Origin of the sequence: Brevibacterium daeguense, from assembly GCF_021729135.1 — a bacterium.
In the GTDB taxonomy this organism is placed as follows: Bacteria; Actinomycetota; Actinomycetes; order Actinomycetales; family Brevibacteriaceae; genus Brevibacterium; species Brevibacterium daeguense.
On the sequence record NZ_JAJTWW010000016.1, the window covers coordinates 45698 to 67891 of the forward strand.

At 69.5% G+C, this 22194-nt stretch carries 20 protein-coding genes; 12 read left to right on the plus strand and 8 right to left on the minus strand.

All coding sequences use genetic code 11. The features are described 5' to 3' along the window. Positions 1-139: 139 nt before the first annotated feature. The 8 genes from LXN01_RS12745 to LXN01_RS12780 are packed head-to-tail and all read left to right on the plus strand — an operon-like array spanning position 140 to position 11052. Positions 140-976, plus strand: coding sequence for a DUF3662 and FHA domain-containing protein (locus tag LXN01_RS12745; protein WP_236865751.1), 837 nt, complete (start codon positions 140-142; stop codon positions 974-976). Then, entirely contained in the window at positions 973-1512 is a 540-nt protein-coding gene (locus LXN01_RS12750; protein ID WP_236865753.1) for an FHA domain-containing protein FhaB/FipA, read from the plus strand. Before LXN01_RS12745 ends, LXN01_RS12750 begins: the two co-directional genes overlap by 4 nt. Then, a complete protein-coding gene (locus tag LXN01_RS12755) occupies positions 1509-3185 on the plus strand; it encodes a PP2C family protein-serine/threonine phosphatase (protein WP_236865755.1) in 1677 nt (558 codons plus the stop codon). Before LXN01_RS12750 ends, LXN01_RS12755 begins: the two co-directional genes overlap by 4 nt. After that, complete coding sequence (locus LXN01_RS12760) at positions 3182-4798, plus strand: FtsW/RodA/SpoVE family cell cycle protein (RefSeq protein ID WP_236865756.1); 1617 nt, start codon at positions 3182-3184, stop codon at positions 4796-4798. Before LXN01_RS12755 ends, LXN01_RS12760 begins: the two co-directional genes overlap by 4 nt. After that, positions 4795-6261, plus strand: coding sequence for a peptidoglycan D,D-transpeptidase FtsI family protein (locus tag LXN01_RS12765; protein WP_236865757.1), 1467 nt, complete (start codon positions 4795-4797; stop codon positions 6259-6261). Before LXN01_RS12760 ends, LXN01_RS12765 begins: the two co-directional genes overlap by 4 nt. Then, on the plus strand, positions 6258-8120 hold the full coding sequence (locus LXN01_RS12770) for a protein kinase domain-containing protein (RefSeq protein WP_236865758.1): 1863 nt from the start codon (positions 6258-6260) through the stop codon (positions 8118-8120). The genes LXN01_RS12765 and LXN01_RS12770 overlap by 4 nt, the downstream gene beginning before the upstream one ends. Then, a complete protein-coding gene (pknB, locus tag LXN01_RS12775; RefSeq protein ID WP_236865759.1) occupies positions 8117-10108 on the plus strand; it encodes a Stk1 family PASTA domain-containing Ser/Thr kinase in 1992 nt (663 codons plus the stop codon). The genes LXN01_RS12770 and pknB overlap by 4 nt, the downstream gene beginning before the upstream one ends. 14 nt (positions 10109-10122) lie before the next feature. Beyond that, the gene (locus LXN01_RS12780) at positions 10123-11052 is read left to right on the plus strand and encodes an HAD family hydrolase (protein WP_236865760.1); all 930 of its coding nucleotides are present in this window, start codon (positions 10123-10125) and stop codon (positions 11050-11052) included. Here the strand turns inward: LXN01_RS12780 and LXN01_RS12785 are convergent. The 4 genes from LXN01_RS12785 to LXN01_RS12800 are packed head-to-tail and all read right to left on the minus strand — an operon-like array spanning position 10937 to position 13588. Next, positions 10937-11593, minus strand: a complete 657-nt coding sequence (locus LXN01_RS12785; protein WP_236865761.1) for an anthranilate synthase component II — start codon at positions 11591-11593, stop codon at positions 10937-10939. The genes LXN01_RS12780 and LXN01_RS12785 overlap by 116 nt on opposite strands. Next, positions 11590-11763: a hypothetical protein gene (locus LXN01_RS12790; RefSeq protein ID WP_236865762.1), complete on the minus strand. Its 174-nt coding sequence runs from the start codon at positions 11761-11763 to the stop codon at positions 11590-11592. Before LXN01_RS12790 ends, LXN01_RS12785 begins: the two co-directional genes overlap by 4 nt. Continuing rightward, positions 11763-12872, minus strand: coding sequence for a class E sortase (locus LXN01_RS12795; RefSeq protein WP_236865764.1), 1110 nt, complete (start codon positions 12870-12872; stop codon positions 11763-11765). Before LXN01_RS12795 ends, LXN01_RS12790 begins: the two co-directional genes overlap by 1 nt. After that, positions 12872-13588, minus strand: a complete 717-nt coding sequence (locus LXN01_RS12800) for a DUF881 domain-containing protein (RefSeq protein WP_236865766.1) — start codon at positions 13586-13588, stop codon at positions 12872-12874. Before LXN01_RS12800 ends, LXN01_RS12795 begins: the two co-directional genes overlap by 1 nt. 145 nt (positions 13589-13733) lie before the next feature. Between LXN01_RS12800 and LXN01_RS12805 the strand changes: the two genes are divergently transcribed. Beyond that, a complete protein-coding gene (locus LXN01_RS12805; RefSeq protein WP_236865767.1) occupies positions 13734-14318 on the plus strand; it encodes a cell division protein CrgA in 585 nt (194 codons plus the stop codon). Between the two features lie 121 nt (positions 14319-14439). Then, entirely contained in the window at positions 14440-15090 is a 651-nt protein-coding gene (gene yczE, locus LXN01_RS12810) for a membrane protein YczE (RefSeq protein ID WP_236865769.1), read from the plus strand. An 11-nt stretch (positions 15091-15101) separates the two neighbouring features. On the opposite strand, the gene LXN01_RS12815 is transcribed toward yczE, so the two are convergent. Next, entirely contained in the window at positions 15102-15755 is a 654-nt protein-coding gene (locus LXN01_RS12815; RefSeq protein ID WP_236865771.1) for a rhomboid family intramembrane serine protease, read from the minus strand. Between the two features lie 71 nt (positions 15756-15826). Further along, positions 15827-16369, minus strand: a complete 543-nt coding sequence (locus tag LXN01_RS12820; protein ID WP_236865773.1) for a peptidylprolyl isomerase — start codon at positions 16367-16369, stop codon at positions 15827-15829. A 259-nt stretch (positions 16370-16628) separates the two neighbouring features. On the opposite strand from LXN01_RS12820, the gene LXN01_RS12825 reads away from it, so the two are divergent. Next, positions 16629-17477 carry a hypothetical protein gene (locus LXN01_RS12825; protein ID WP_236865775.1) on the plus strand — a complete coding sequence of 283 codons (849 nt, stop codon included), beginning with the start codon at positions 16629-16631 and terminating at the stop codon, positions 17475-17477. A 182-nt stretch (positions 17478-17659) separates the two neighbouring features. Here LXN01_RS12825 and LXN01_RS12830 read toward each other — a convergent pair whose 3' ends face one another. Together LXN01_RS12830 and LXN01_RS16410 are read right to left on the minus strand one after the other, a co-directional pair. Next, positions 17660-18490 carry a lytic transglycosylase domain-containing protein gene (locus LXN01_RS12830; protein ID WP_236865777.1) on the minus strand — a complete coding sequence of 277 codons (831 nt, stop codon included), beginning with the start codon at positions 18488-18490 and terminating at the stop codon, positions 17660-17662. Positions 18491-18493: 3 nt separating this feature from the next. Further along, positions 18494-21376: a choice-of-anchor M domain-containing protein gene (locus tag LXN01_RS16410; protein ID WP_236865778.1), complete on the minus strand. Its 2883-nt coding sequence runs from the start codon at positions 21374-21376 to the stop codon at positions 18494-18496. A gap of 186 nt (positions 21377-21562) precedes the next feature. On the opposite strand from LXN01_RS16410, the gene LXN01_RS12840 reads away from it, so the two are divergent. Further along, entirely contained in the window at positions 21563-22159 is a 597-nt protein-coding gene (locus tag LXN01_RS12840; RefSeq protein WP_236865779.1) for a hypothetical protein, read from the plus strand. The last annotated feature ends 35 nt before the right edge of the window (positions 22160-22194 follow it).

The following is a 22194-nucleotide window of genomic DNA, read 5'->3' on the forward strand; positions in this document are numbered from 1 at the left end:
CCGGGTCACCAGGGAGAATCTCGCTCGACATGTGTTCCGAAGTCGCTACCGTTAGCATGGAGTGTTGGCAACGACTGCAAGTCGGACAGATGCGCGGCGGATCTCCGCTGCCGGAACTACGGCCCGAAGGAGGCGAACCATGGGCGTACTCGACCGCTTCGAGAAGGGCATCGAGCGCGTGGTCAACGGCGCCTTCGCCAAGGCATTCCGGTCGCAGGTGGAGCCCGTCGAGCTCGCCGGCGCCCTCCGCAAGGAGGCGGACACCCGCGCCGCGGTGGTCTCCCGCGGGCGCACGCTGACCGCGAACAGCTTCATCATCGAGCTCTCGCAGCACGACTACGAGCGCCTCCAGCCGATCGAGGCCGAACTTCGCGCCGACCTCCGACAGGTCGTCGGCGATCACGCGGTCGATCAGGGCTACAGCTTCGTCGGGCCGGTCATCGTGGCCCTCGAGGCCGCCGAGGACCTCGACACCGGCATGTACCGGGTCCGCGCAGCCACCAAGCGACCCGACGGCTCACCGGCCGCCCAGCCGCCCAGCCGTGGCGGCTACGACCCACCGTCGCGGGCCAATCCCGTCGTCCCCGAGGCCTACGCCCACACCCAGACCAGCCCGCGCCGAGTCGTCTCCCCGGCCGCCGGCGAACCTCCGGCGCGCGCTCCGCGTCGCCCGCCGGTCGACCTCCTGCCCACGATCGAGGTGGGCGGAGTTCCGCACCGCCTCTCCCAGGGCACGACCGTCTTCGGCCGCTCCTCCAACAGCGCCGACATCGTCCTCGACGACCCGGGGGTCTCCCGTCGTCACTTCGAGATCACCGTCTCCGGCGACCAGGCCGTCCTCACCGATCTCGGTTCCACCAACGGAACCTTGATCAACGGCCGCCGCGTCACCGCAGTCACACTGACGGACGGGGTCGCCGTCACCGCCGGGGACACCACTGTCATCTTCCGCGAAGCCGAAATGGGAGGCCGATGAGCGAGTTCACCGTCATGGTGCTGCGGTTTGCGTTCTTCGCATTGCTGTGGCTCTTCGTCTTCCTCATCGCCGGTGTGCTGCGTCAGGACCTCTTCGGACCGCGCCGTCGCTCGAATCGAGCGCAGCGCCGCCGAGGCGCCCGCGGCAGGCAGCCGGCACCGGCACCGGCACCGGCACCGGCACCGGGCGCAGCGCAGCCCCTGCCCGCTCCCATCCCGGCAGCCTCGCCTCCCCCGGCCCCGCAGGCGCCTCGGGAGCTGTACATCACGTCGGGTCCGCTCACCGGGATGGTGGTCGCCCTGCGCGGCGGGCCGATCACGCTGGGCCGCTCCGGTGACAACACCGTCGTCCTCGACGACGATTTCGCCTCGAGCCATCACGCGCGGATCCTGCCCAGCCAGGGACAGTGGTACGTCGAGGATCTGGGCTCGACCAACGGCACGTTCATCAACCAGCAGCGACTGACCGCGGCTGTGCCGCTGCGCATCGGCACCCCCGTGACCATCGGCCAGACGACCATGGAGCTGCGTCCGTGAGCACCGAGAACATCATGCTGCGATCGGCGGCCCGCTCCAACACCGGCCTGGTCCGCAAGAACAACCAGGACTCCGGCTACGCGGGAGCGAACTTCCTGCTGGTCGCCGACGGGATGGGCGGACACGCGGGCGGCGATGTCGCCTCGGCGATCGCCGTGGCCCGGCTGGCCGAGCTCGACCGCCCCGATCAGGGCCAGGACACCCTCGACGTCCTCCGCTCGACCATCCTCGACGCCAACGAGCGGATCGCCAACTGCGTGATCGAGCAGCCGGAGCTCGCGGGCATGGGCACTACCGTGACCGCGCTGCTGCGCACCGGCAATCGGCTGGCGCTGGCCCACATCGGCGACTCCCGGGCCTACCTCGTGCGGGACGGCGAGGTCACCCTCGTCACGCACGACCACACCTTCGTCCAGATGCTCGTCGACGAGGGCCGCATCACCGAGGAGGAGGCGGAATCCCACCCGCAGCGCTCCGTCGTGATGCGGGTGCTCGGCGACGTCGGCGCCTCCCCCGAGCTCGACCTCTCGCTGCGCGACACCCGGATCGGTGATCGCTGGATGCTGTGCTCGGACGGCCTCACCGGATTCGCCGCGTCCGCCGACATCCGGGAGACGTTGACCTCGATCGCGGACCCGGACGCGTGCTGCGAGCGGCTCGTCGACCTCGCGCTGGCCGGCGGCGGTGCCGACAACATCACGGTGGTGATCGGCGACGTCGTCGAAGCCGATGAGAGCGTCCTGTCCGGGGCCGCGGCCCTCGGCGAGGAGGTCGGCTCCGTCCGGATCAACCCCCAGTACTCGATGCTCGGCCGGTCCGAGGTGCCGACCGAGGCGGTCCCCACCGGTCCGCTCGACGTCGTCACCGCCTCCGACGAGGCCGACACCGCAGAGCTCACCACTGCCGCGGACGCCGCCGCGGAGCCCCGGGCCAGGACCCGCCGAGGCGACCGGGCGGAGCACCGCGAACGCTCGCGACGGGCCGAGGACGCCGAACAGGTGGACACGCAGCCGCTGCCCCCCGGCTATCACGGCCGGACGACCGACGCCTCGGGGGCCGACACCGCCGCAGCCGGTGCCGCCGGTGCCACTGCCACGACGACCGCACCCGGCGAGCGCACGTCGGCCGACCACGCCTCCGCCACCGGTCGGACGGCCCAGGAGGACTACGACGACGAGTTCGGCGGCTGGGGCGAGGAGCCCACCCCCCGCCGGCGCCGCCCGATCGTGACCCTGGTCATCACGCTGCTGGTGCTCGGCGCCATCGCGCTGGCCGGCGTGATCAGCTGGAACTTCATCCGCAGCCAGTACTACGTAGGCGCGGAGACCGGAGTCGTCGCGATCTACCGCGGAATCCCGCAGACCTTCGGGCCGATCGACCTCGGCACCCTCGAGGAGACCACCGACGTCCAGGTCGACCAGCTGTCGACCTTCTCGCAGAAGCGCCTCGAGGAGACCATCCCCGCCGGCAGCCGCGAGGCCGCCGCCGACGTCGTCACCACCCTGCGCCAGGAGGCGGAGTCCAACGCCCGCGCAGCCGACCTGCAGGGCGGCGCCGCAGACGCCACCCGATCGCCCGACCCCGCGCCGCCGGCGCCGGAATCCGGCGAGAGACCCACGCCCGACGAGCAGTCGCTGCGAGCGCCTGCTGCCGGCGCGGAGGCGCGCCGATGACCTACTCACCCGAGCTCGCTCCGGCGCAGAGCCCGAGCGAGCAGCCTGAGGCGCGGGGTCCGCGCACCTATCGCATCGCCGAGCTGCTGCTGATCCTGCTCGCCGTCGTGATCTCCGCCGGCGCCTATGCGCTGGTGGGTCTGGGCGTCCGGGACACCGTGCCGGGCAATGTCTACGGCTACACCATCTGGCTGGCCGTCCTCGGCCTGGGCCTGCACGTCGTGACCTGGTGGCGGGCCAAATACGCCGACCCCATCCTGGTTCCGGTGGCGATCCTGCTCAACGGCCTCGGCCTGGCGATGATCTACCGGATCGACCTGGCCAAGGAGTCCTCGACCGCCACCTCGCAGCTGGTCTGGATGACGCTGGGCACTGTGCTCGCCGCGCTCGTGGTGTTCTTCGTCCGCGACCACCGGCTGCTGCGCCGCCTGACCTACACGTGCGGCCTGGCCGCCATCGTGCTGCTCCTGCTGCCCCTGATCCCGGGCCTGGGCACCACCATCAACGGCGCCCGGATCTGGATCCGCCTGGGCCCCTTCTCGTTCCAGCCCGGTGAGATCGCCAAGATCCTGCTGGCCGTGTTCTTCGCCGGCTACCTCGTCAGCTTCCGCGACCAGCTGGTGCTCGCCGGCCCCAAGATCCTCGGCATCCGGTTCCCGCGCCTGCGCGACCTCGGCCCGATCATCATCGCCTGGGTCGCCAGCGTCGGCATCCTCGTGTTCCAGCGCGATCTGGGCACCTCGCTGCTGTTCTTCGGGCTGTTCGTCGCCATGCTCTACGTGGCCACCAACAAGAAGACCTGGATCTTCCTCGGACTGGGCATGTTCGCGCTCGGCGCCGTCGCCGCGTCCTTCATGTTCAGCCACGTCCAGCAGCGCATCGACGGCTGGCTGGGCGCGCTGACGCCTGAGGAGTACAACAAGTCCCCGGGCGGCTCCTACCAGCTCGTGCAGGGCATGTTCGGCATGTCCAGCGGCGGCCTCACCGGCACCGGGCTGGGCGAGGGCCGACCTCAGGTGGTGCCTTACTCCGAGTCGGACTTCATCTACGCCTCGCTCGGCGAGGAGCTGGGCATGGTGGGACTGTTCGCCATCCTCATGCTGTACGTCATCCTGTTCGAGCGTGGCATGAAGATCTCCTCCCGCGTCCGCGACGGCTTCGGCAAGCTGCTGACCGCGGGCCTGACCTTCACGATCGCGCTCCAGGTGTTCATCGTCATCGGCGGCGTCACCCGGGTCATCCCGCTCACCGGCCTGACCACCCCGTTCCTGGCCGCCGGCGGCTCCTCGCTGATCGCGAACTGGATCATCATCGGCCTGCTGCTGCGGATCTCCGACGCCGCCAGGAGGCCCGCGGAGGAGTTCCAGACCGGCGTCCTCACGGTCGTCGCCGACGACTCCGACGACCCCGAGTCCCACAACCGCACCGCACGGCTGGGCAGGCGTCGCGACACAGCGGAGGACGCCGAGGCGCCCATCCCGTGGGGCGACGCGCCCGCCCGGCAGGACAGCGGCGCCCAACAGCCCGGCCCCCGCATCTCGCAGGACGACGCCCCGACCACTGCACAGCCGCCCATCCGCCCCACCCGGCCTCCAGGAGGTGAACAGCGATGAACAAGCCCCTGCGCCACGTCGCCCTCGTCGGCTTCGTGATGTTCGCCCTGCTGTTCGGCTCGACGAGCTGGATCCAGTACTTCCAGGCGGAGAACCTGCGCGAGCACGAGCTCAACAACCGCACCCTCATCGAGGAGCTCTCCCGCGAGCGCGGGCCGATCCTCGTCGACGGCACGCCGATCGCCTACTCCGTGCCGGTCGACGACGTCTACGAATTCCAGCGCACCTACGGCGCCGACGGCATGTCCCCGGAGATGTACGCGAACATCACCGGCTTCTTCTCGGTGACCAATGGCGCGACCAACCTCGAGAAGACGGAGAACAGCCTGCTCGCCGGCACCGATGACGCGCTGTTCTACGACAAGATCACCAACTGGCTCACGGGCCGCCAGCCGATGGGCGCCGCGATCGAGATCACCGTCGACCCCGCCGCGCAGAAGGCCGCATGGGATGCGCTCGGCGGGCAGAAGGGCGCTGCCGTGGCGCTCGACCCGAAGACCGGCGACGTGCTCGCGATGGTCTCCACCCCGGGCTGGGATCCCAACGCGCTGGCCACCCACGACCACAGCGCGGCCCAGGACGCCTACGACCGGCTCATCGCCGACGAGGACAACCCGGCCTACAACCGCGCCATCGGCGGCAATCTCTACCCGCCGGGCTCGACGTTCAAGATCGTCACCGCGGCCGCCGCGCTCGAGTCCGGGGAGTACGAACCGGACACCATGCTCGACGGCCCGGCGGAGCTCGACCTGCCCCAGACCACCGCGACCATCCGCAACTCCGGCGGCGGCGCCTGCGGCAGCGGGACGATCTCGCTGGCGGATTCGCTGCGCATCTCCTGCAACACCTCCTTCGCCGACCTCGGCATGACCCTGGGCCAGGACGCGATGGAGACCCAGGCCCGGGAGTTCGGCTTCGGCGAGGACATGGAGATCCCGCTGCGCGTCAGTGCCTCGAGCTTCCCCGCCGACACCAATCCGCCGCAGCTCGCACAGTCCGCCCTCGGCCAGTTCGAGGTCCGCTCCACCCCGCTGCAGATGGCCATGGTCTCCGCGGCGATCGCCAACGACGGGAAGCTCATGCACCCCCAGCTCATTGACCAGGTGCGCAATGCCCGCACACTCGACCTCATCGAAGAGCCGTCCCCGCGCGAGTTCTCGCGACCGGTCAGCGGTGAGACCGCTCAGGAGCTGACTGACATGATGGTCAGCGTCGTCACCGACGGCACGGGCTCGGCCGGACAGATCCCCGGGATCGACGTCGCGGCCAAGACCGGCACCGCGCAGCACGCCGAGGGCGCGGCACCCCACGCCTGGTACACATCCTTCGCTCCGGCGGACGACCCGCAGGTCGCGGTCGCCGTCGTCGTCGAGAGCGGCGGCCGGGCCGGCAGCGAGGCCTATGGCGGCAGCACGGCCGGACCGATCGCGAAAGCAGTCATGGAAGCGGTGATCAAGGAATGAGGCCCAACGCAGGAACCTTGCTGGGCAACCGGTACGAGCTCACCAGCCGGATCGCGATCGGCGGCATGGGTGAGGTGTGGCGCGGACGCGACACCGTGCTCGCGCGCGAGATCGCCGCGAAGATCATGAAAGAGGAGTATCTGAGCGATCAGACGTTCCTCGACCGGTTCCGCGCCGAGGCCCGCAGCATGGGAGCCGTGTCAGATCCGGGCATCGCCGGGGTCTTCGACTACGGCGAGGAGAACGGCTCGCCGTACCTCGTGATGGAGTACGTGCCCGGCGAGGCGCTGTCGGCGATCCTCGACCGCAACGGCGGCATGCCCGAGCGGGACGTGCTCGACATCGGCGCGCAGGCGGCGCAGGCGCTCAACGCCGCCCACCGCGCCGGCGTGGTCCACCGCGACGTCAAGCCCGGCAACATCCTCGTCACCCCCGATTTCCGGGTCAAGATCACCGACTTCGGCATCGCCCGCGTCGCCGATCAGGCCCCGCTGACCCGCACCGGCCAGGTCATGGGCACAGCCCAGTACCTGGCGCCGGAGCAGGCCACCGGCAAGGGCTCCACACCCAAGTCCGACCTCTACTCGCTCGGCATCATCATGTACGAGGCGCTGGCCGGGGAGCGTCCCTTCACCGGGGAATCCCAGGTGGAGATCGCCATCGCGCAGGTCAACCGCGAGCACCCACCGCTGCCGGACACGATCTCCGAGCCCGTGCGGCGCCTCGTCGACTCGATGCTCGCCAAGGATCCGGATGCCCGGCCCGACAACGGGCAGGCCGTCGCCACGGCTGCCCGCGCGCTGATGGCCGGGGACGTCGCGGCGGCCGAGGCGGCGGTCCCCCAGATGGCGGCCGGTGCCACTGCGACCGAGGCGGTCACCCGCGTCTTCAACCAGTCCGACGACTCCTCCACCCGGGTGATGCCGGCGGCGGCAGCCGGCGCCGCAGGTGGTGCCGCGGCCGGAGCGCTGGCAGGCGCACACGGCGCGCAGGCGGCCGAGGGCGGGGCCGACGGCTACCACGACCCGACACTGGCGGCCACTGCCGAGGGCAACGGCGACGACGAGCTCACCGCGCCGGCGGACCGGAAGCCCAAGGGCCCGAAGATCGCCGTCGGCATCCTCGTGGTCCTCGCCCTGGTCGGGCTCGGCTGGGTCCTGTGGCTGTTCCTGGGCCCCCAGCTCGACCCCGCGCCGGTCGAGACGACCTCCTCCTCGCCGTCGGAGACCGCGGAGACGATCACCATCGATCCGGACGACTACATCGGTCTGAGCGAGAGCTCCGCGACCCGGAACCTCGAACGCCTGGGTCTGGAGGTCGAGACCGTCACCGTCGACTCCGAGCGCGCCTCGGGAACCGTCGCCGATGTCCGCGAGGGCAGCAACGGCTACGAGTTCTCCGAGGGCGACACCGTCACCCTCGAAGTCTCCGGCGGACCCGCCGAGGCGCCCGTCGAGGAGCCCGCGCCGGATCAGCAGCCCGAGCCCGACCAGGGCGATGGCGACACCGCACCGCAGCCCCAGCCTCCGGGCGGCGACACCGACACCGGAGACGGCGGCGACACCGGCGGCGGTGGCAGCACCGGCGACGGCGGCGGCCAGGACACCGCTCCCGACGGCAACGACGGCCAGGACGGCGGCCAGGACGGCGGCCAGAACGAGCCTCCCGCCGACGACGGCGACAATCCCGCCGACGGCGCGCAGAGCGGCCAGGGCGAGAACCCCGGCCGCGGCCAGGGCGGCGGCAGCACCGGCGGCGCTCTCGGCCAGGTCCCCGACCCCCAGAACCAGAGCAGACTGATGAGCGGCGGCGGGAGCCTCGATGAGCATGCCGCCGCCCCCGATGGAGAGAATAGATGAGCGCACTGCGGATGCTCTCCGGACGCTATGAGGTCCGGGAACTGCTGGGTCGCGGCGGAATGGCCGAGGTCCACGAGGGGATGGACACCCGGCTCGGCCGGCGCGTGGCCATCAAGCTACTGCGCTCCGATCTCGCCCGCGACCCGTCCTTCCACGCCCGCCTCAAGCGCGAGGCGCAGTCGGCGGCCGGGCTCAATCACCCCGGCATCGTCGCCGTCTACGACTCCGGTGAGGAGACCGGTGAGATCGGCGGCGCCGTCGTCCACGTTCCCTTCATCGTCATGGAGTACATCGAGGGGCAGACGCTGCGCCAGGTCCTGGGCGACCACGGCACCCTCACGGTCCGCGAGGCGCTCGACGTCACCGCCGGCGTCCTCGCCCCACTCGAGTACAGCCATCGCAACGGCATCGTCCACCGCGACATCAAGCCCGCCAACGTGATGCTGACGCCGGAGGGCGACATCAAGGTGATGGACTTCGGGATCGCCCGCGTCCTCGAGGACACGGGCGGCCTGACCCAGACCCAGTCCGTGATCGGCACCGCCCAGTACCTGTCCCCCGAGCAGGCCCGCGGCGAGATCGTCGACGCCCGCTCCGATCTCTACTCGACCGCCTGCCTGCTCTACGAGCTCCTGGTCGGCCGGCCGCCGTTCGTCGGCGACTCCCAGCTCGCGGTCGCCTACCAGCACGTCGGCGAGGACCCCAAGCCGCCCTCCCACTTCAACCCGGAGATCCCGCCGGCCGTCGACCGGCTGGTGCTCCACGCGCTCCGGAAGGACCGCAACGACCGCTACCAGGACGCCTTCACCTTCCGCGAGGATGTGCTCGCGGCGCGCGACGGTCGCCCGCTCAGCCTCGACGGCGGTGACACCGCCGCCACCCAGGCCTTCGGCAGCGTCGCAGGCTTCGGTGCCGGGGCACTGGCCGGTGGGGCCGCCGGTGCCGCCGCGGCAGCCGTCTACCCGCATGACGGGGCGACGATCGCCCAGCCGCACCTGGCACACCCCGCGCAGCCGCACCTGGGTGATCCCACCCAGGCGATGGCGCAGGCGCCGCAGACCAATGCGATCGCCACTCTGGCTCGGGACGAGTCGCCGGAGGACCCCCGGGACTCCCGGAAGAGCACCTGGATGTGGGTTGGCAGCGCGTTGCTCGTGCTGGTGCTGGCCGGTCTGGGCCTGTGGGTGTACACGCTGTCCAAGGAGCCGGAGATCGTCACCTTCGAGCTCGCGGAGCTGCGTGACCGCAGCGCCAACGACGCCGAGTCCTATCTGCTGCAGCAGGGCCTGACCGTCGACCGGGAGGAGACCCCCGACGACGAGGTCGCCGAGGGCAATGTGGTCGGCACCGACCCGACCGCCGGCTCCCAGGTCCAGGAGGGCGACCTGATCACGCTGTACGTGTCGACCGGACCGGAATCGGTCGAGGTCCCCGACGTGTCCGGTGACTCCGAATCCCGTGCCCGGCAGCTGCTCGGCGACGCAGGGCTGACCGCCGGCAACAACATCAGCGAGAACTCCCCCGATGTCGAGGCGGGCAGCGTGATCGAGACCCGTCCGGAGGCCGGGACCACGGTGGCCGTCGACTCGAACGTCGACATCGTGCTCTCGACCGGGCGCGTCGACGTGCCGGACCTGCTCGGCATGACCGAGGAGGAGGCGTGCAGCACCCTGGAGAGCGCGGACCACCAGTTGAAATGCTCCGTCGAGGAGCAGGAGACCGGTGAGCACGAGGCCGGTGAGGTCTTCGAGCAGAGCACCCCGGGCGGCGGCGAGGTCGAGCAGAGCGCGACCATCACCATCACGGTGGCCACCGCCCCGGAGACCCCGTCCCCGAGCCCGACCAGGACCGCCCCGTCCCTGCCCAGCCCGGGCGCCTCGGGCAGCGACGGGAGGCCGGACAGCCGACCTGGAGGCGACGGCGACCGGAACAGCGGCCGAACTCGCGACGACATCCCGAACCCCCGGGATCGCGGCGATGACGACTGAGCCATAATCGCACTGTGCAGTCGTCCCCCCTCGTAATCCCCCATCCCCCCGCCCCGGCCGCCCGCGCCACCGAGCTCGCTCCCGGACGTGCCGACGACCCCGGCGAGCAGCCGCTGCCGTGGTCGGTGGTCGTCTACATCGACCTGGTCCTGTTCGACGCGGCCGCGCTGTGGAAGGCCGTCAGCCGGCAGGTGCTGTCCGACTACCGCGTCGAGACCCCCGACCGGCTGCCCGATGCCCTCGTCCTCGCCCTCAGCACCGGCGATCTGCAGCAGATCAGCACTGCGCTGACCGACGCCGTGAGCGCCCGCACCGGCACCCGGGTGACCGCAGAGCTCATGCGGCTGCGGATCCACAGCCATCTGATCCGGGCGCTCGACGGGATGACCCTGCACCCGTCGGCCCGCACGTTCCTGCATCGGGCGCTGAGCTCGGGGGCGAAGGTCGCCTTCCTGTCGTCGATGCCGCGCAGCTGGGTGCGCCGGCTCTGCGAGGTCATGGTGCTGCCGCGCCCGCATCTGCTGCTCACCGGCGACGAGGTCTGCAGAGGGCGGCCCGACCCCTACGGGTACCTGCTCGCCGTCCACCAGCTGGGGATTCCCGCGCGCTACGGCGTCGCGGTCGACAGCGGAGCAGACGGGATCAAGGCGGCGATGGCGGCCGGCTACAAGGTCATCGCGCTGGTGCCCAAGGACATGACCGGCGGCTCGGGACGGCTGCGGCTGGTCGGCGACCTGGCGGAGATCGACCTCGGCGCGGTCCGCTCGGCGCTGCTGCGCACGTGGCAGCAGGAGCTGGCGGAGAAGTCCGCGGAGGAGTCCCGCGGGCTCAGCCCCGCAGGTCCGCCGAGGCGATCGGCGAGCGGCCGTGAGCGGCCCGTGCCGCCTCGGGCATCCCGCACTGGGCGAGGAAGTTCCCGAGCATCTGATAGCCGTCCTGGGTGAGGACGGACTCGGGGTGGAACTGGACCCCGGCCAGCGGTGCGCTGCGATGGGCGATGCCCATGATCACGCCGTCCACCGTCTGCGCGGTGACTTCGAAGGCGTCGGTCGGCACTGTCGAGTCGACCACCGCGAGCGAGTGGTAGCGGGTGGCGATCAGCGGGTTGCGGCAGCCGGCGAAGATCCCGTCCCCGGTGTGGGTGAGCTCCGAGGTCTTGCCGTGCATGAGGGTGGGCGAGTGATCGACGGTGGCGCCGAACACCGCTGCGAGCGTCTGGTGTCCCAGGCACACGCCGAACAGCGGCAGCGAGCGCTCGGCGCAGTGGCGGACGATGTCGGGGCAGATCCCCGAGCCGGCCGGTGTGCCGGGGCCTGGTGAGAGCAGCACCCCGTCGAAGTCGGCGAGGCGGGCCGGAAGCTCGGCGGCTGTGAGGTCGTCGTTGCGCAGGACGGTCGTCTCCGCCCCGAGCTCGCGCAGGTACCCGACGAGGGTGTAGACGAAGCTGTCGTAGTTGTCGATCACCAGGATCCGCGCCGCGGTCATGCCGGGCCTCCGTCGTCTGTCACGGTTGCCTCGTTGAAGGGCATGTAGGGGGCGACCGCGGGGAACACGAACTCCATGAGCAGGAACACCGCCGCGGCGATGAGCACCAGGGCGAACAGCAGCTTGACGAACCAGTTGCCGGGCAGGTGCCGCCAGATGAAGCCGTACATCAGGCCTCCCCTCCCGTGGCCTTGGCGAAGGCCGGTGATTCGCTGATGCTCTCCGGGGCACCCTCGGCGGCGGGCTGCCAGTCCGTGAGCTCGGCGTACGCGATGTAGCGCTCCCGCGCGGAGAACATCGGGTTGCATGCGGTCAGGGTGAGGATCCGGTCCTTGCCCTTGAACTCGGGCATCGACGGCACGGGGGCGATCACCTCGGTGGCGTCGGGCAGCACGATGTCGAAGTTGCGGAACGTGTAGGTGTAGTAGCCGTCGGCGGTCTGCACGACGATCTCATCGCCCGGCCGCAGCTCCGCGATGAGGTTGAGCGGCTTCCCGTACGTCACCCGGTGGCCGGCGAGGGCGAAGTTGCCGACCTCACCGGGCATCGCGGCGTTCGGGTAGCGGCCCAGGCCCATCCGGTTGAGGACGGGCTCCATCGACACGCCCTCGGCGATCGTGCGGTAGTAGTCCTCGCCGAACCGCGGGATGTACATGATGCCGAAGGCGGTGTTCATGTCCACCGGCTCGGCCACGACCGGGGTCTCCGGATCGGGCGGCAGCTCGTTGCGGGGGTTCTCCGCCCACTCGCTCGTGAGCTGGTCGGCAAGATAGGCGTTGTCCTCATTGGCCTCGATGTCGGTCCACCACAGCTGCCAGACGACGAACAGGATGAGGATGAGGCCGGCCGTGATGCACAGTTCGCCGAAGCCGCGCACGGCGGCCCGCACCGGGCCGAGCGGCTCCCTCTCCTGCCGCTGCCGGGTTGACTGCTCGTTCCCCGGCTGCCTTGGCGCCTCCTCGCCGCTGTGCGGCTGGGCGAAGGCGGCCGCCACTGCCGCGCGCGGATCCGACGCGGACGACGGGGAGCCGGCGGGCTGGGACCGGGTGGAGCGGGAGTCGAAGGTGCGGGGGGTGGGCTGGGCAGCGGCCGAGAATGAGCCGACCGCCTGCACCGGCTGCGTCGCCGGCCCGGTGATGTCACGGAAGGCTGATCTGCGCTCGGCAGGGCGGATCACCGGTCGCTCGCTCGTCGGGGAGGCCGCGGCCGAGGCGTCGGGCGCCTCGCCGGCGGCACGCTCGTTGGCGATCCGCTCCCTGCGCGACATCGGTTGGTCCACTACTGCTTCACCTTCGCCTGATCGACGTCGAGCGCATCCTCGTACGCGCTGAGCGTGACCGATCCCGCCTCGACTTTCCAGCCCAATCCTAGACGGTCGACGTACTCCCGGAAGACGGACAGGGCCGGCGACTCGTCGAGCGCCCGCTGCAGCTCGGCCGGATCCCCGACGGCGCTGATGGTGTACGGCGGAGAGTAGACGCGGGAGTTGACGCGCAGCGTGTTTCCCACGCACCGGACCGAGGAGGTCGCCACGATGCGCTGGTCCTGCACGGTGACCCCTTCGGCTCCGCCCCGCCACAGCGCGTTGATGACGGCTTCGAGGTCCTGCTGGTGGATGAGGATGTCGTTCGGGGTGGTGCCCTCGATCTCGAGCGCCTCCCGGGGGCCGTCGTCCAGCGTCACGGTGACACCGTCCCCGCTGATCTCCGCAGTCGAGGCGGCAGCGGCGAGCTCATCGGCCCGGGACCGGGCCTGCTGGGCCTCGATGTCTCCGCCCGCCGCGGCCTCCTCCAGCTCTTCGATGGACGTCCGGCGCTCGGAGACGATGCGCTGCAGGTCCTCGCCGCGATCGGAGCGCTGCTCGATGATGTCCTGGAGGGAGGAATCCTCGTTGCGCAGCTGAGTGCCGCGCGCTTCGAGCGCCGACGTGGTCATGAGGAGTCCGCACAGCACCAGCACGACGAGGACCGACAGGCGGGAGACGAGCGTGGACATGGCGGTGCCCTTCGGGTATGCACGCGGGCGGGCGGTGCGAGTAGACTTCAGGTGATTGTCCTGCAGACCAATGTACCGACCGGCGCAATAGGACCCCAACTCGCGCGCGAGTTGTGCGGCCCCGGCCCGGCATCAGAGGAGAAATGTGGCCAAGTCGAGCCGCCCGAACAGAACTCACCGGACTTCGCGGAATGCCGCGGCCGCGTCCAGCGCCGAGGCGACCGAGGATCTGACGACCGCACCGACCGAGTCGGAGGAGACGGCGGACGGCGCAGAGGCTGCCGCAGCCAAGGCCGGCGCCACGGAGAAGGCCGAGGCTACGGAGAAGGCCGACGCCGGCGCCACGAAGGATGCCGGCAGCGAGAAGGACACGGGCGCGGAGAAGAAGCCCGACGCGAAGAAGAAGCCCGAGGCCAAGGCCGCGGGCGGCCGCAGGGCGGGAGCGAAGGCCTCGGCCAAGCGCGACTCCCGCTCCGGCAATCCCGCCAAGCGGTCGACCTCGCGCACGACCTCCACGTACACCTCGGAGTCGAGCCAGCAGACCATCAAGCCCAACCCGCGCTGGTTCGTGCCGGTGATGGTGGGCATCCTCCTGCTCGGCCTGGCCTGGCTGGTCGTCTTCTACGTCACCTCCGGCAACTGGCCGGTCGAGGCGTGGGGCAACTGGAACCTCGTCGCCGGATTCGCGATCCTCGTGGCGGGCCTCGTGATGTCCACGCGCTGGCGATGACAGGTCGCACCGGACCAGGGATCACACCGCCCGCGGGACCGGCGAAGGCACCAGCGGCGAAGGCTCCGACCGCACCGGCCGCGCAGCGATCCGCCCGACCTGCAACGAAGATCCTGCTCGGATGAGCCGCCAGGGCAGCTTCCGGCTGCTGGCGAACCGACCGCTGCCGATCCGGCTGCTGGCGCTCTACCTCGGGCTCGTGCTCTACGGCTTCTCCGCCGGCCTGATGATCGCCGCGGGCCTGGGCAACATGCCCTGGGACGTCCTGCACCAGGGCATCGCGAATCACCTCCCGCTCTCCGTCGGCGTCGTGGTCGTGGGCATGTCCCTGCTGGTCCTGCTGGCGTGGATCCCGCTCAAGCAGCGGCCCGGGCTCGGCACGATCTCCAACGCGGTGCTGGTCGGAGTGTTCATCGACCTGACGCTGCTGGTCGTCTCCCCGCCGGAGGCACTGTGGCTGCGCATCCTCCTGATGCTCTCGGGCATCGTCCTCAATGGCGTGGCGACGGTGCTCTACATCATCCCGAACTTCGGTCCGGGCCCGCGCGACGGGCTGATGACCGGTCTGGTCGAGCGCACCGGCAGGTCGATCACCCTCGTCCGGTCCAGCATCGAGATCGCCGTGATGGCGGTCGGCTGGGCGCTCGGCGGAGTGTTCTTCGTCGGCACTCTGCTCTACGCCTTCGGGATCGGGCCGGTGACGGGGATATTCCTGCGAATAGCGGAACGTCTGCTCGGACCGGCCGATCCGATGAGCAGTGAAAACACATGACTGTCAGTTTTCTACAGTGTGGACAACACCTGTGGAAAACTCGCCACGCTGATGATCTTCCACAGATAGAGCCCCGCCAGCGCGAACAGCACCACGAGCGAACCGAGCGCGAACACGGCAGGGCGCAGGCGCCTCGGCGGCAGCAGCGCAGCACAGCCGAGCAGCGCACCGGTGATCAGCCCGCCGAGGTGCGACTCCCACGAGATGCTGGGTTCCACCAGCAGAAACGCCGCGTTGAGCAGCACGAGCACGACCACGCCGCCGATGTTGCGATTGAGTTCCCGGGTGGGCGCCAGCAGCACGCCGACCAGCCCGAACACCGCGCCCGAGGCGCCGATGTGCACGGTGAACCACGAGACGTCGGCAGGGTTCGCCACGAGGAGCACGCACACCGCCCCGCCCAGGGCGCTGAGCACATAGGTGACCAGCAGCCGGGCCGGGCCCAGTGCGCGCTCGACGAAGGTGCCGAAGAAGTACAGGGCGAGCATGTTGAACGCCAGATGCACCGGCGAGGGCTGCAGATGGACGAGCGCATGGGTCAGCACCCGCCACGGCTGCTCCGCCGCGAGCGCCGGCACGAAGCCGAACCGCTCGACCAGGTGCAGGGGCGGGATGTACTGCAACACGAAGGCCCCGACCGTCACAGCGATCAGGGCCAGTGTCATCCAGGCCCGAGGCGGCCGCCAGTCAGCTGGGACCGGCGCGGGCGCCTCGGGCCGGGTGGGGTGGTCCGACATCAGGAGGCGGGCAGGACCTCGACGGAGTCGATGACCACGGGCTCGACCGGGCGGTCACCGGGTGCGGTGCGCACGGCCTCGATCGCGTCGACGACCTTCTTGGAGGCGTCGTCGGCGACCTCGCCGAAGATCGTGTGGTTGCCGTTGAGCCATGGGGTGGCCACGGTGCTGATGAAGAACTGCGAGCCGTTGGTGCCGCGTCCCATCTGCTTGCCGGCGTTGGCCATCGCGAGCAGGTAGGGCTTGTCGAACTGGAGCTCCGGGTGGATCTCGTCGTCGAACGTGTAGCCGGGGCCGCCGCTGCCGGTGCCGAGCGGGTCGCCGCCCTGGATCATGAACTGCGGGATGATCCGGTGGAAGGTCAGTCCGTCGAAGAACGGACGCTTGACCTGCTCCTTGGTCTTCGGGTCGGTGAACTCGCGCTCACCGGTGGCCAGCTCGGTGAAGTTGGCAACCGTCTTCGGCGCGTGGTGGCCGAACAGGTTGAGGGTGACATCGCCGTGGTTGGTGTGCAGGATCGCCTGCTGAGTTGCTATCGTCATGCCCCTCATTCTTCCACGACAAGCTGAGGCGCGCGGACCGGGCGCCGTCCGACCGAGGTGCTCGGACCGGTGCCCTTGGACTGAGGTACTCGACCCGTCCGCAGTCTGAGACCTCACTGAGAGAACCCTCAGACAATTGCGCGGCAGGGACGGTTTCGGCAGTGTGCGTTACCAGTAGACTGTCCATGACGAAGCCGGAGGCATTCGACGATGTCGCCGTACAAATCGACTAACGGCACCGCCGTTTCGGAGGGTGAAGATGTTCAAGAAGAAGACCCAGCCCAAGACTCTCAAGGAAGAAGTCAGCGACGTCACACACGCCGTCGGCGACATCATCCGCGCACGTTCGGCCGATGCAGTCGAGGCCACCGCCCCTTACTTCGAGAAGGCCAGCGCCGCAGTCGCTGCCGGGGGCGCCGCCGCTGCTCCCGTGCTGCACGGTGCCAGCAAGAAGATCCAGTCCACTGCCGATCAGATTCGTCCGCAGTTCGACCAGCTCAACACCCAGATGCGTGATCAGGCCGGTGCCGCCAGGAACCGCTTCGACGAGCAGATCCGTCCGGAGATCGTCGGTCGTGTCGGTGGTGCCGCGACAGGTGCGGCGGGGCTGCTCGCCAGCACCAAGACTCCGAAGCTGATCGAAGAGCTGGCAGTGCGCGTCACCGGCGACAAGAAGGCGAAGAAGCACGCGATCAAGGCTCTGGCTCGCGCGGGCAAGGACTTCACCAAGACGGCGGACAGGGCTCGGGCCAAGAAGAAGCAGTCGGACGGCGGCGGATTCTCCACCGTGCTGATCTGGATCCTGGCCCTCGGCGGTCTGGCCGGCATCGCCTACTTCGTATGGAAGAAGGCCCAGCCGGTCGACGATCCGTGGTCGACGCCGCTGCCGAGCAATCGCCCGGCCGACGCCCGCCCCGTCGGAACGACTCCCGCGTCCAAGCAGGGCGAGTCCGAGTCCACCTCGATCACCCCGAAGGTCTCCGAGACCGCTGTTCCGGCTGCCAAGGCGGTCACCGCCGACACCGACGCCTCCGCTGATCCGGATTCGGCCGACGCCCCGGAGAGCAACGTCAGCGGCGCTGCCGAGGGCGAGACCCCCAGGCACTGATGCACTGAAGCACCCCGCCATACCTGACGGCAGCGCGAAAGTGTGGCGGCTGAGGGGAAAGTGCGGAAGTGACGCGATATATCGTGTCGCTTCCGCACTTTCGCGTTACCGGCCGAGTTGCCGCGCCGCCAGTACCGCCTTGCCGGCCGAGTTCCCGCGCTGCGCGGGCCACGTACGCCGCTTCAGCCGGCGGCGGGGGTGGTGGCCGGCACGGTCTGCGGCTCGGGGGCGCGCGCCCCGGGGTCGGTGTTCCGGGCGTAGACGACCGAGGCGTTGTACACCTTGTTCACGTAGTCGAGCGAGTTGTTGTAGCTCAGGATCGCCCGCTCCCAGCCGCCGGCCGTTCCCAGGTTGCCCGAGCTGCACAGATAGGACGCGGCCGTCATCGCGGCGTCGTCGATGTTGTTCGGATCCTTCTGGCCGTCGCCGTTGCCGTCCAAGCCGTGGCGCTTCCAGCTGTCGGGGATGAACTGCATCGGCCCGACGGCGCGATCGTATTCGGTATCGCCGTCGAGGCGGCCCTCGTCGCTGTCCGGGATGGTGGCCACGCCCATGCCGTTGAGCTGCAGACCCACGAGCGGCTCGCTGAGGTTGCCGTTCGCCTGCACGAACGCGTCCTGGTGGCGACCATGGTTGCTCTCGACCGCGCCGATCGCGGCCAGGGTGTTCCATCCCAGATTGCAGTTCCTGCGGTTCTCCGCGGCCCAGGCACCGGCCGCGACGTACGCCTGGAGCACCCGCTCGGGAATCCCGGTCTGCTGCGAGGCCTGGCGGAGCCAATCCGATTCAACCTGCGAGGGGTGCTCGGCAGAATCACCGGCAGCGGTGGCATCAGGGTCCGGCTGCGCCGGCGGAGGCGGTGCGACCGGCGGGGCGCTGGGCACCTGACCGCTGGGAGCCGCCACCTGGTCCGGCTGGGTCAGGAGGCGCGCCATGAGCGCAGCCGAGGCGATGGCCAGCACCACCGCCAGCGAGCCGGCGATCACGACGAAGAGTCTGCTTGCCTGCGACATGCTCTACCTCCGGCTCTCGCGCATGAGGACGATGAGGACTGCCAATCCGAGCAGCGCCGCGACGCCCAACGTGACGCCCGCGATCACCCACCAGGTGTCGCCGAGGATCCCCTCCTGCGCCTGGTTCAGATCCGGAGCGGCCTGCTGCGGCTGCTGGGGTTCGCCGGCGTAGTCCATGATGTCCGTGGCCACAGCCATTCCCGCGCATTCCCCGAGGAGCGCGCGCAGCATCGGCGAGTCGGAGGCCGCGGTGTTCGTGTCACCGACCACGAAGTTGAGTTTCACCGACGTGGGTCCCAGCTGCTGTCCGGACCGAGAGGTGGCTGCGAGGTCGAGCGTGACGGTGTAGGTGCCCGGCTGGGTGAAGGCGAACGCGCCGATTCCCTCACTGCCGGCGTCGAGGTCGGCGGAGTTGGTGGTGTCCGCAAGCAGCGTCAGAAGGCCCGACTCCTCGCTGAGGATCGCGAAGTGCCCGGGGCCTTCGACCCGCTGCACGGAGACGGTCACCGGCCCGGACACCTCGGTGTCGGAGAGGGCGGTCAGATCCCAGCCGAGCAGCGGCACACTGCCACGCTCGAGGGTCTCGGTGGCCCACACGGTGGTGCCCTCATCGGCGAACGAATCCAGGCTCGATGTGACGGTGCGGGTCGCGCGGTCGGGGATCACCACGGTCGCCGAGGTGCCGACACCGGCAGCCGGCGTCCTGCGCATGTCGACGAATTCGGCGGTCAGACCTGCGCCTTGCACCCCGGCGGTGAGGTTGAGCCGACCGTCACGCACCTGCACCTCGGAGTTCATCGTGGCCGGGCACGGGCGGATCACCGGAGGAGCCTGCTGGACCCGGGTCGCCGGAGTTGATTCCGTCGGCGAGGGGGTCGCACCCTGGGTGGGAATCGCCCCCTCCGAGGAGCTGGGGTTCGATCCGGGCGCGTTCATCCCGTCGTCCGTCGGGTCCGAACCGGGCGCATTCATCCCGTCGTCCGTGGGATCCGAACCGGGTGCGTTCATTCCCGGATCGGTGCCGTCGCCGGAATCGTCGGTCGGAACCTTGCCGTTGACGCCGGTGTCCTCGCTGTCGTCATCGCCGCCGGAACCTTGGTCTCCGGGTCCGGGTTCAGGCGTGGCAGGAAACTCGATCTCCGGAGGGTCTTCGCAGCTGACGGATTCGACGACGTCTTCCCGAACGTTGCCGATGATGATCTTGCTGACGGTGGGTTCCTCGTCGATATAGGAGCCGAGAGCTTGGTCCCCGTAAGCGAACGTGCGGACACCGACCGCCAGGCAATAGACGCCGTTCTTGGTGAAACCCCACGAGGCGTGGGCGTCCCGTGTCGGGATCGGTCGGTGATAAACGTCAGACGTCTGGTCCTCGCGGACCATGCGCTCGTTGTAACCGTGTTCGTGGAAGATTCCCGGGGGGCGACGATTCGAGTTCCGGTAGACCAGTGCCGCCTCCTCAGGAGCATCGAAGAGCTGGAACCGGACGCCTGCCCAGTCGTTGCCGGCTCCCGCGAAGCTGGTGAAATCGAGGCCAGGACCGTGCTGGAACCGGACATTCCTCATCGGGTCTGGTTCCTGATTCTGGGCGCCTTCATCGGTGCTGCCTTCGCCAACACCTCCGTCACCCGCTACGTCTTCAGCGGTACCGGCATCGTCGCTGCCGATCTCGGATTCGTCGTCAAGGGCATCCATCTTCGGAATGACCGGATCGAACTCCTTCATCTCCTCAGGCAGCAGCGGATTCGAGGAGCCGTTCGGGCCCTCCAGCTTTCGCTCGCCGGTAAATGCCTCGGGATCCTCGGCGCAGGGGGCGACGGTCTGGATCTCGTCGTCGTGGTCTCCAAAGACGAAGGTCAGCACCTGCTCCGAGCGGGCGCCGTTGGGGACCAGGGGTGACCCGTCCGCATCCGCGCGCTCGTCGGTCGATCGCGATTCGACGGCGACACAGATGCGCTGCAGCGGGGCGTCGGCCGGCTCGGAGCCAGCCGCATCGGATTCGGCTTCGGTTCCGGGAGCATCATCGTCGTCCCCGTCGTCCTTGCGGTTCTCCTCGGCGTCGTCGGAGTTCGCATCGTCGGTCTCCCCGAGCTTCTCGTCCTCGGTCTGGTCCTCGTCCTCGGCGCCGCCGAGCTCCCTGTCCTGGGTGCTGCCAAGGTCATCGCCCCCGGCCTCGTCACCCTGGGTTTCGCCGAGCTCGTCGTCGTTGTTCGGCTCGCGGGCGTCAAGGTTCAGCTCGGGACTGAGAGTCCAGGTGCTCGTGAAGTCGTGGTCGATGTCGAAGGCCCACAGCTCCTCGGAGGCGTCGTCGTAGGCTTCGAGCTGAGGGACGTCTCCCGTTGCAGTGCCACCGTCCTGGGAATCCTCGTTCTCTTCAGAACTTTCGGAATCCTCGCGGTCCTCGTTCGATGCGCCCCGCGAATCGACCCGCGCGAGCGTCCTCGTCCGATCGCCGTCCCTGCCGAGGTGCTCCTCGACGGTCAGGCTTCCGCCGGCGATGCGCGTGATGGCGAATGAGTAGGGCTGGTCCAGCTCTTTGCTGTACTGCGGGCGGAATGCGAACTCGCCCTGAGCCGAGTCACCGGGAGCGTCCTGATCAACCAGGTAGACGGGGTTCTTGCCGTCGCTCTGCCCGTCGCGCCCGAACTCGAGCATGCCATCGCCGACTCTGACCTCAGCGCTGTCGAGCAGGATCGGTTCGACCGCCTCGGCGTCCTCGGCCTCCTCGGACTCCTGGGGCGAAGCCGGTGCCGAAGCCGGAGGGGAAGCCGGTGCCGAAGCCGGAGTGGATGCGTGGACGGGTGCGGTGGTGCCGACTCCCGGGAGCACGACGGCAACAGCAATCGCGCAGGCCGAGAAGAACGCGGCACACGAGGGGAGGCGTTTCACAGGCGTCGAAGCTCTCTTTCAGGGCTGGGGATCCGACAGAGACAGTCAAAACCAGCCAAGTGAACGGAATGCCAACTGGGGATCACGAAGGCGGAGCCATGGCTGGGAAAATTGTACTCATTCAGTTGCATTCTGCACGATTTTCATGGAATCGTCATCCGATTCCGGAAGTATTCGAGGATGAGCATGAGCACCACCGGGATCGTCCTTGTCCTCGGGCTCTCGATCCTGCTTGCTGTGCTCGCAGTCTTCGTGATGCTCGTACACCGGAAGTCGGCCCGCGACGCTGCCGATGCCGCGAATCGAAATCCCGCCGATGCCGCCGACTTGAATGAGTCCGCCGCCTCCCCGGACCCTGCTACCCCGGACCTTGCCACCCCGGACCTTGCCGCCCATGATTCTGGCACCGATGATTCAGCCGGCCCGGTCCTCGACCCGCGCGACCGGGAGGAGCTCGAAGACCTCGAGCGCCGGGTCCTCGAGGAACTGTCGGAAGCGGAGCACGATGAACTGTTCCACGCCGTTCTCGACCGCATCAAGCGCAGCGTCCCGATCCGCTCCGTGTCGCCCGATGCCCTGCGCCACGCGATCGCGCTGGGCTTCGCCGACGGGTTTCGCGTACTCGTCGATTCCAGCGATCAGCGACTGGCCCTGCGCCTGCTCAGCCTGAGCCAGCGCCATGAGGCCCGCCTCCACTGGGCGGAGTGGCGGGAGCGGGGAGTCGCGCTGGGCCTGGCATTCGGCCGCGTCGAGATCGAGGTCATCGCCATCGCCGAGGCGTGAGCGCCGGGTGGCGCCGCGTGTTCCGGCCAGTAGAG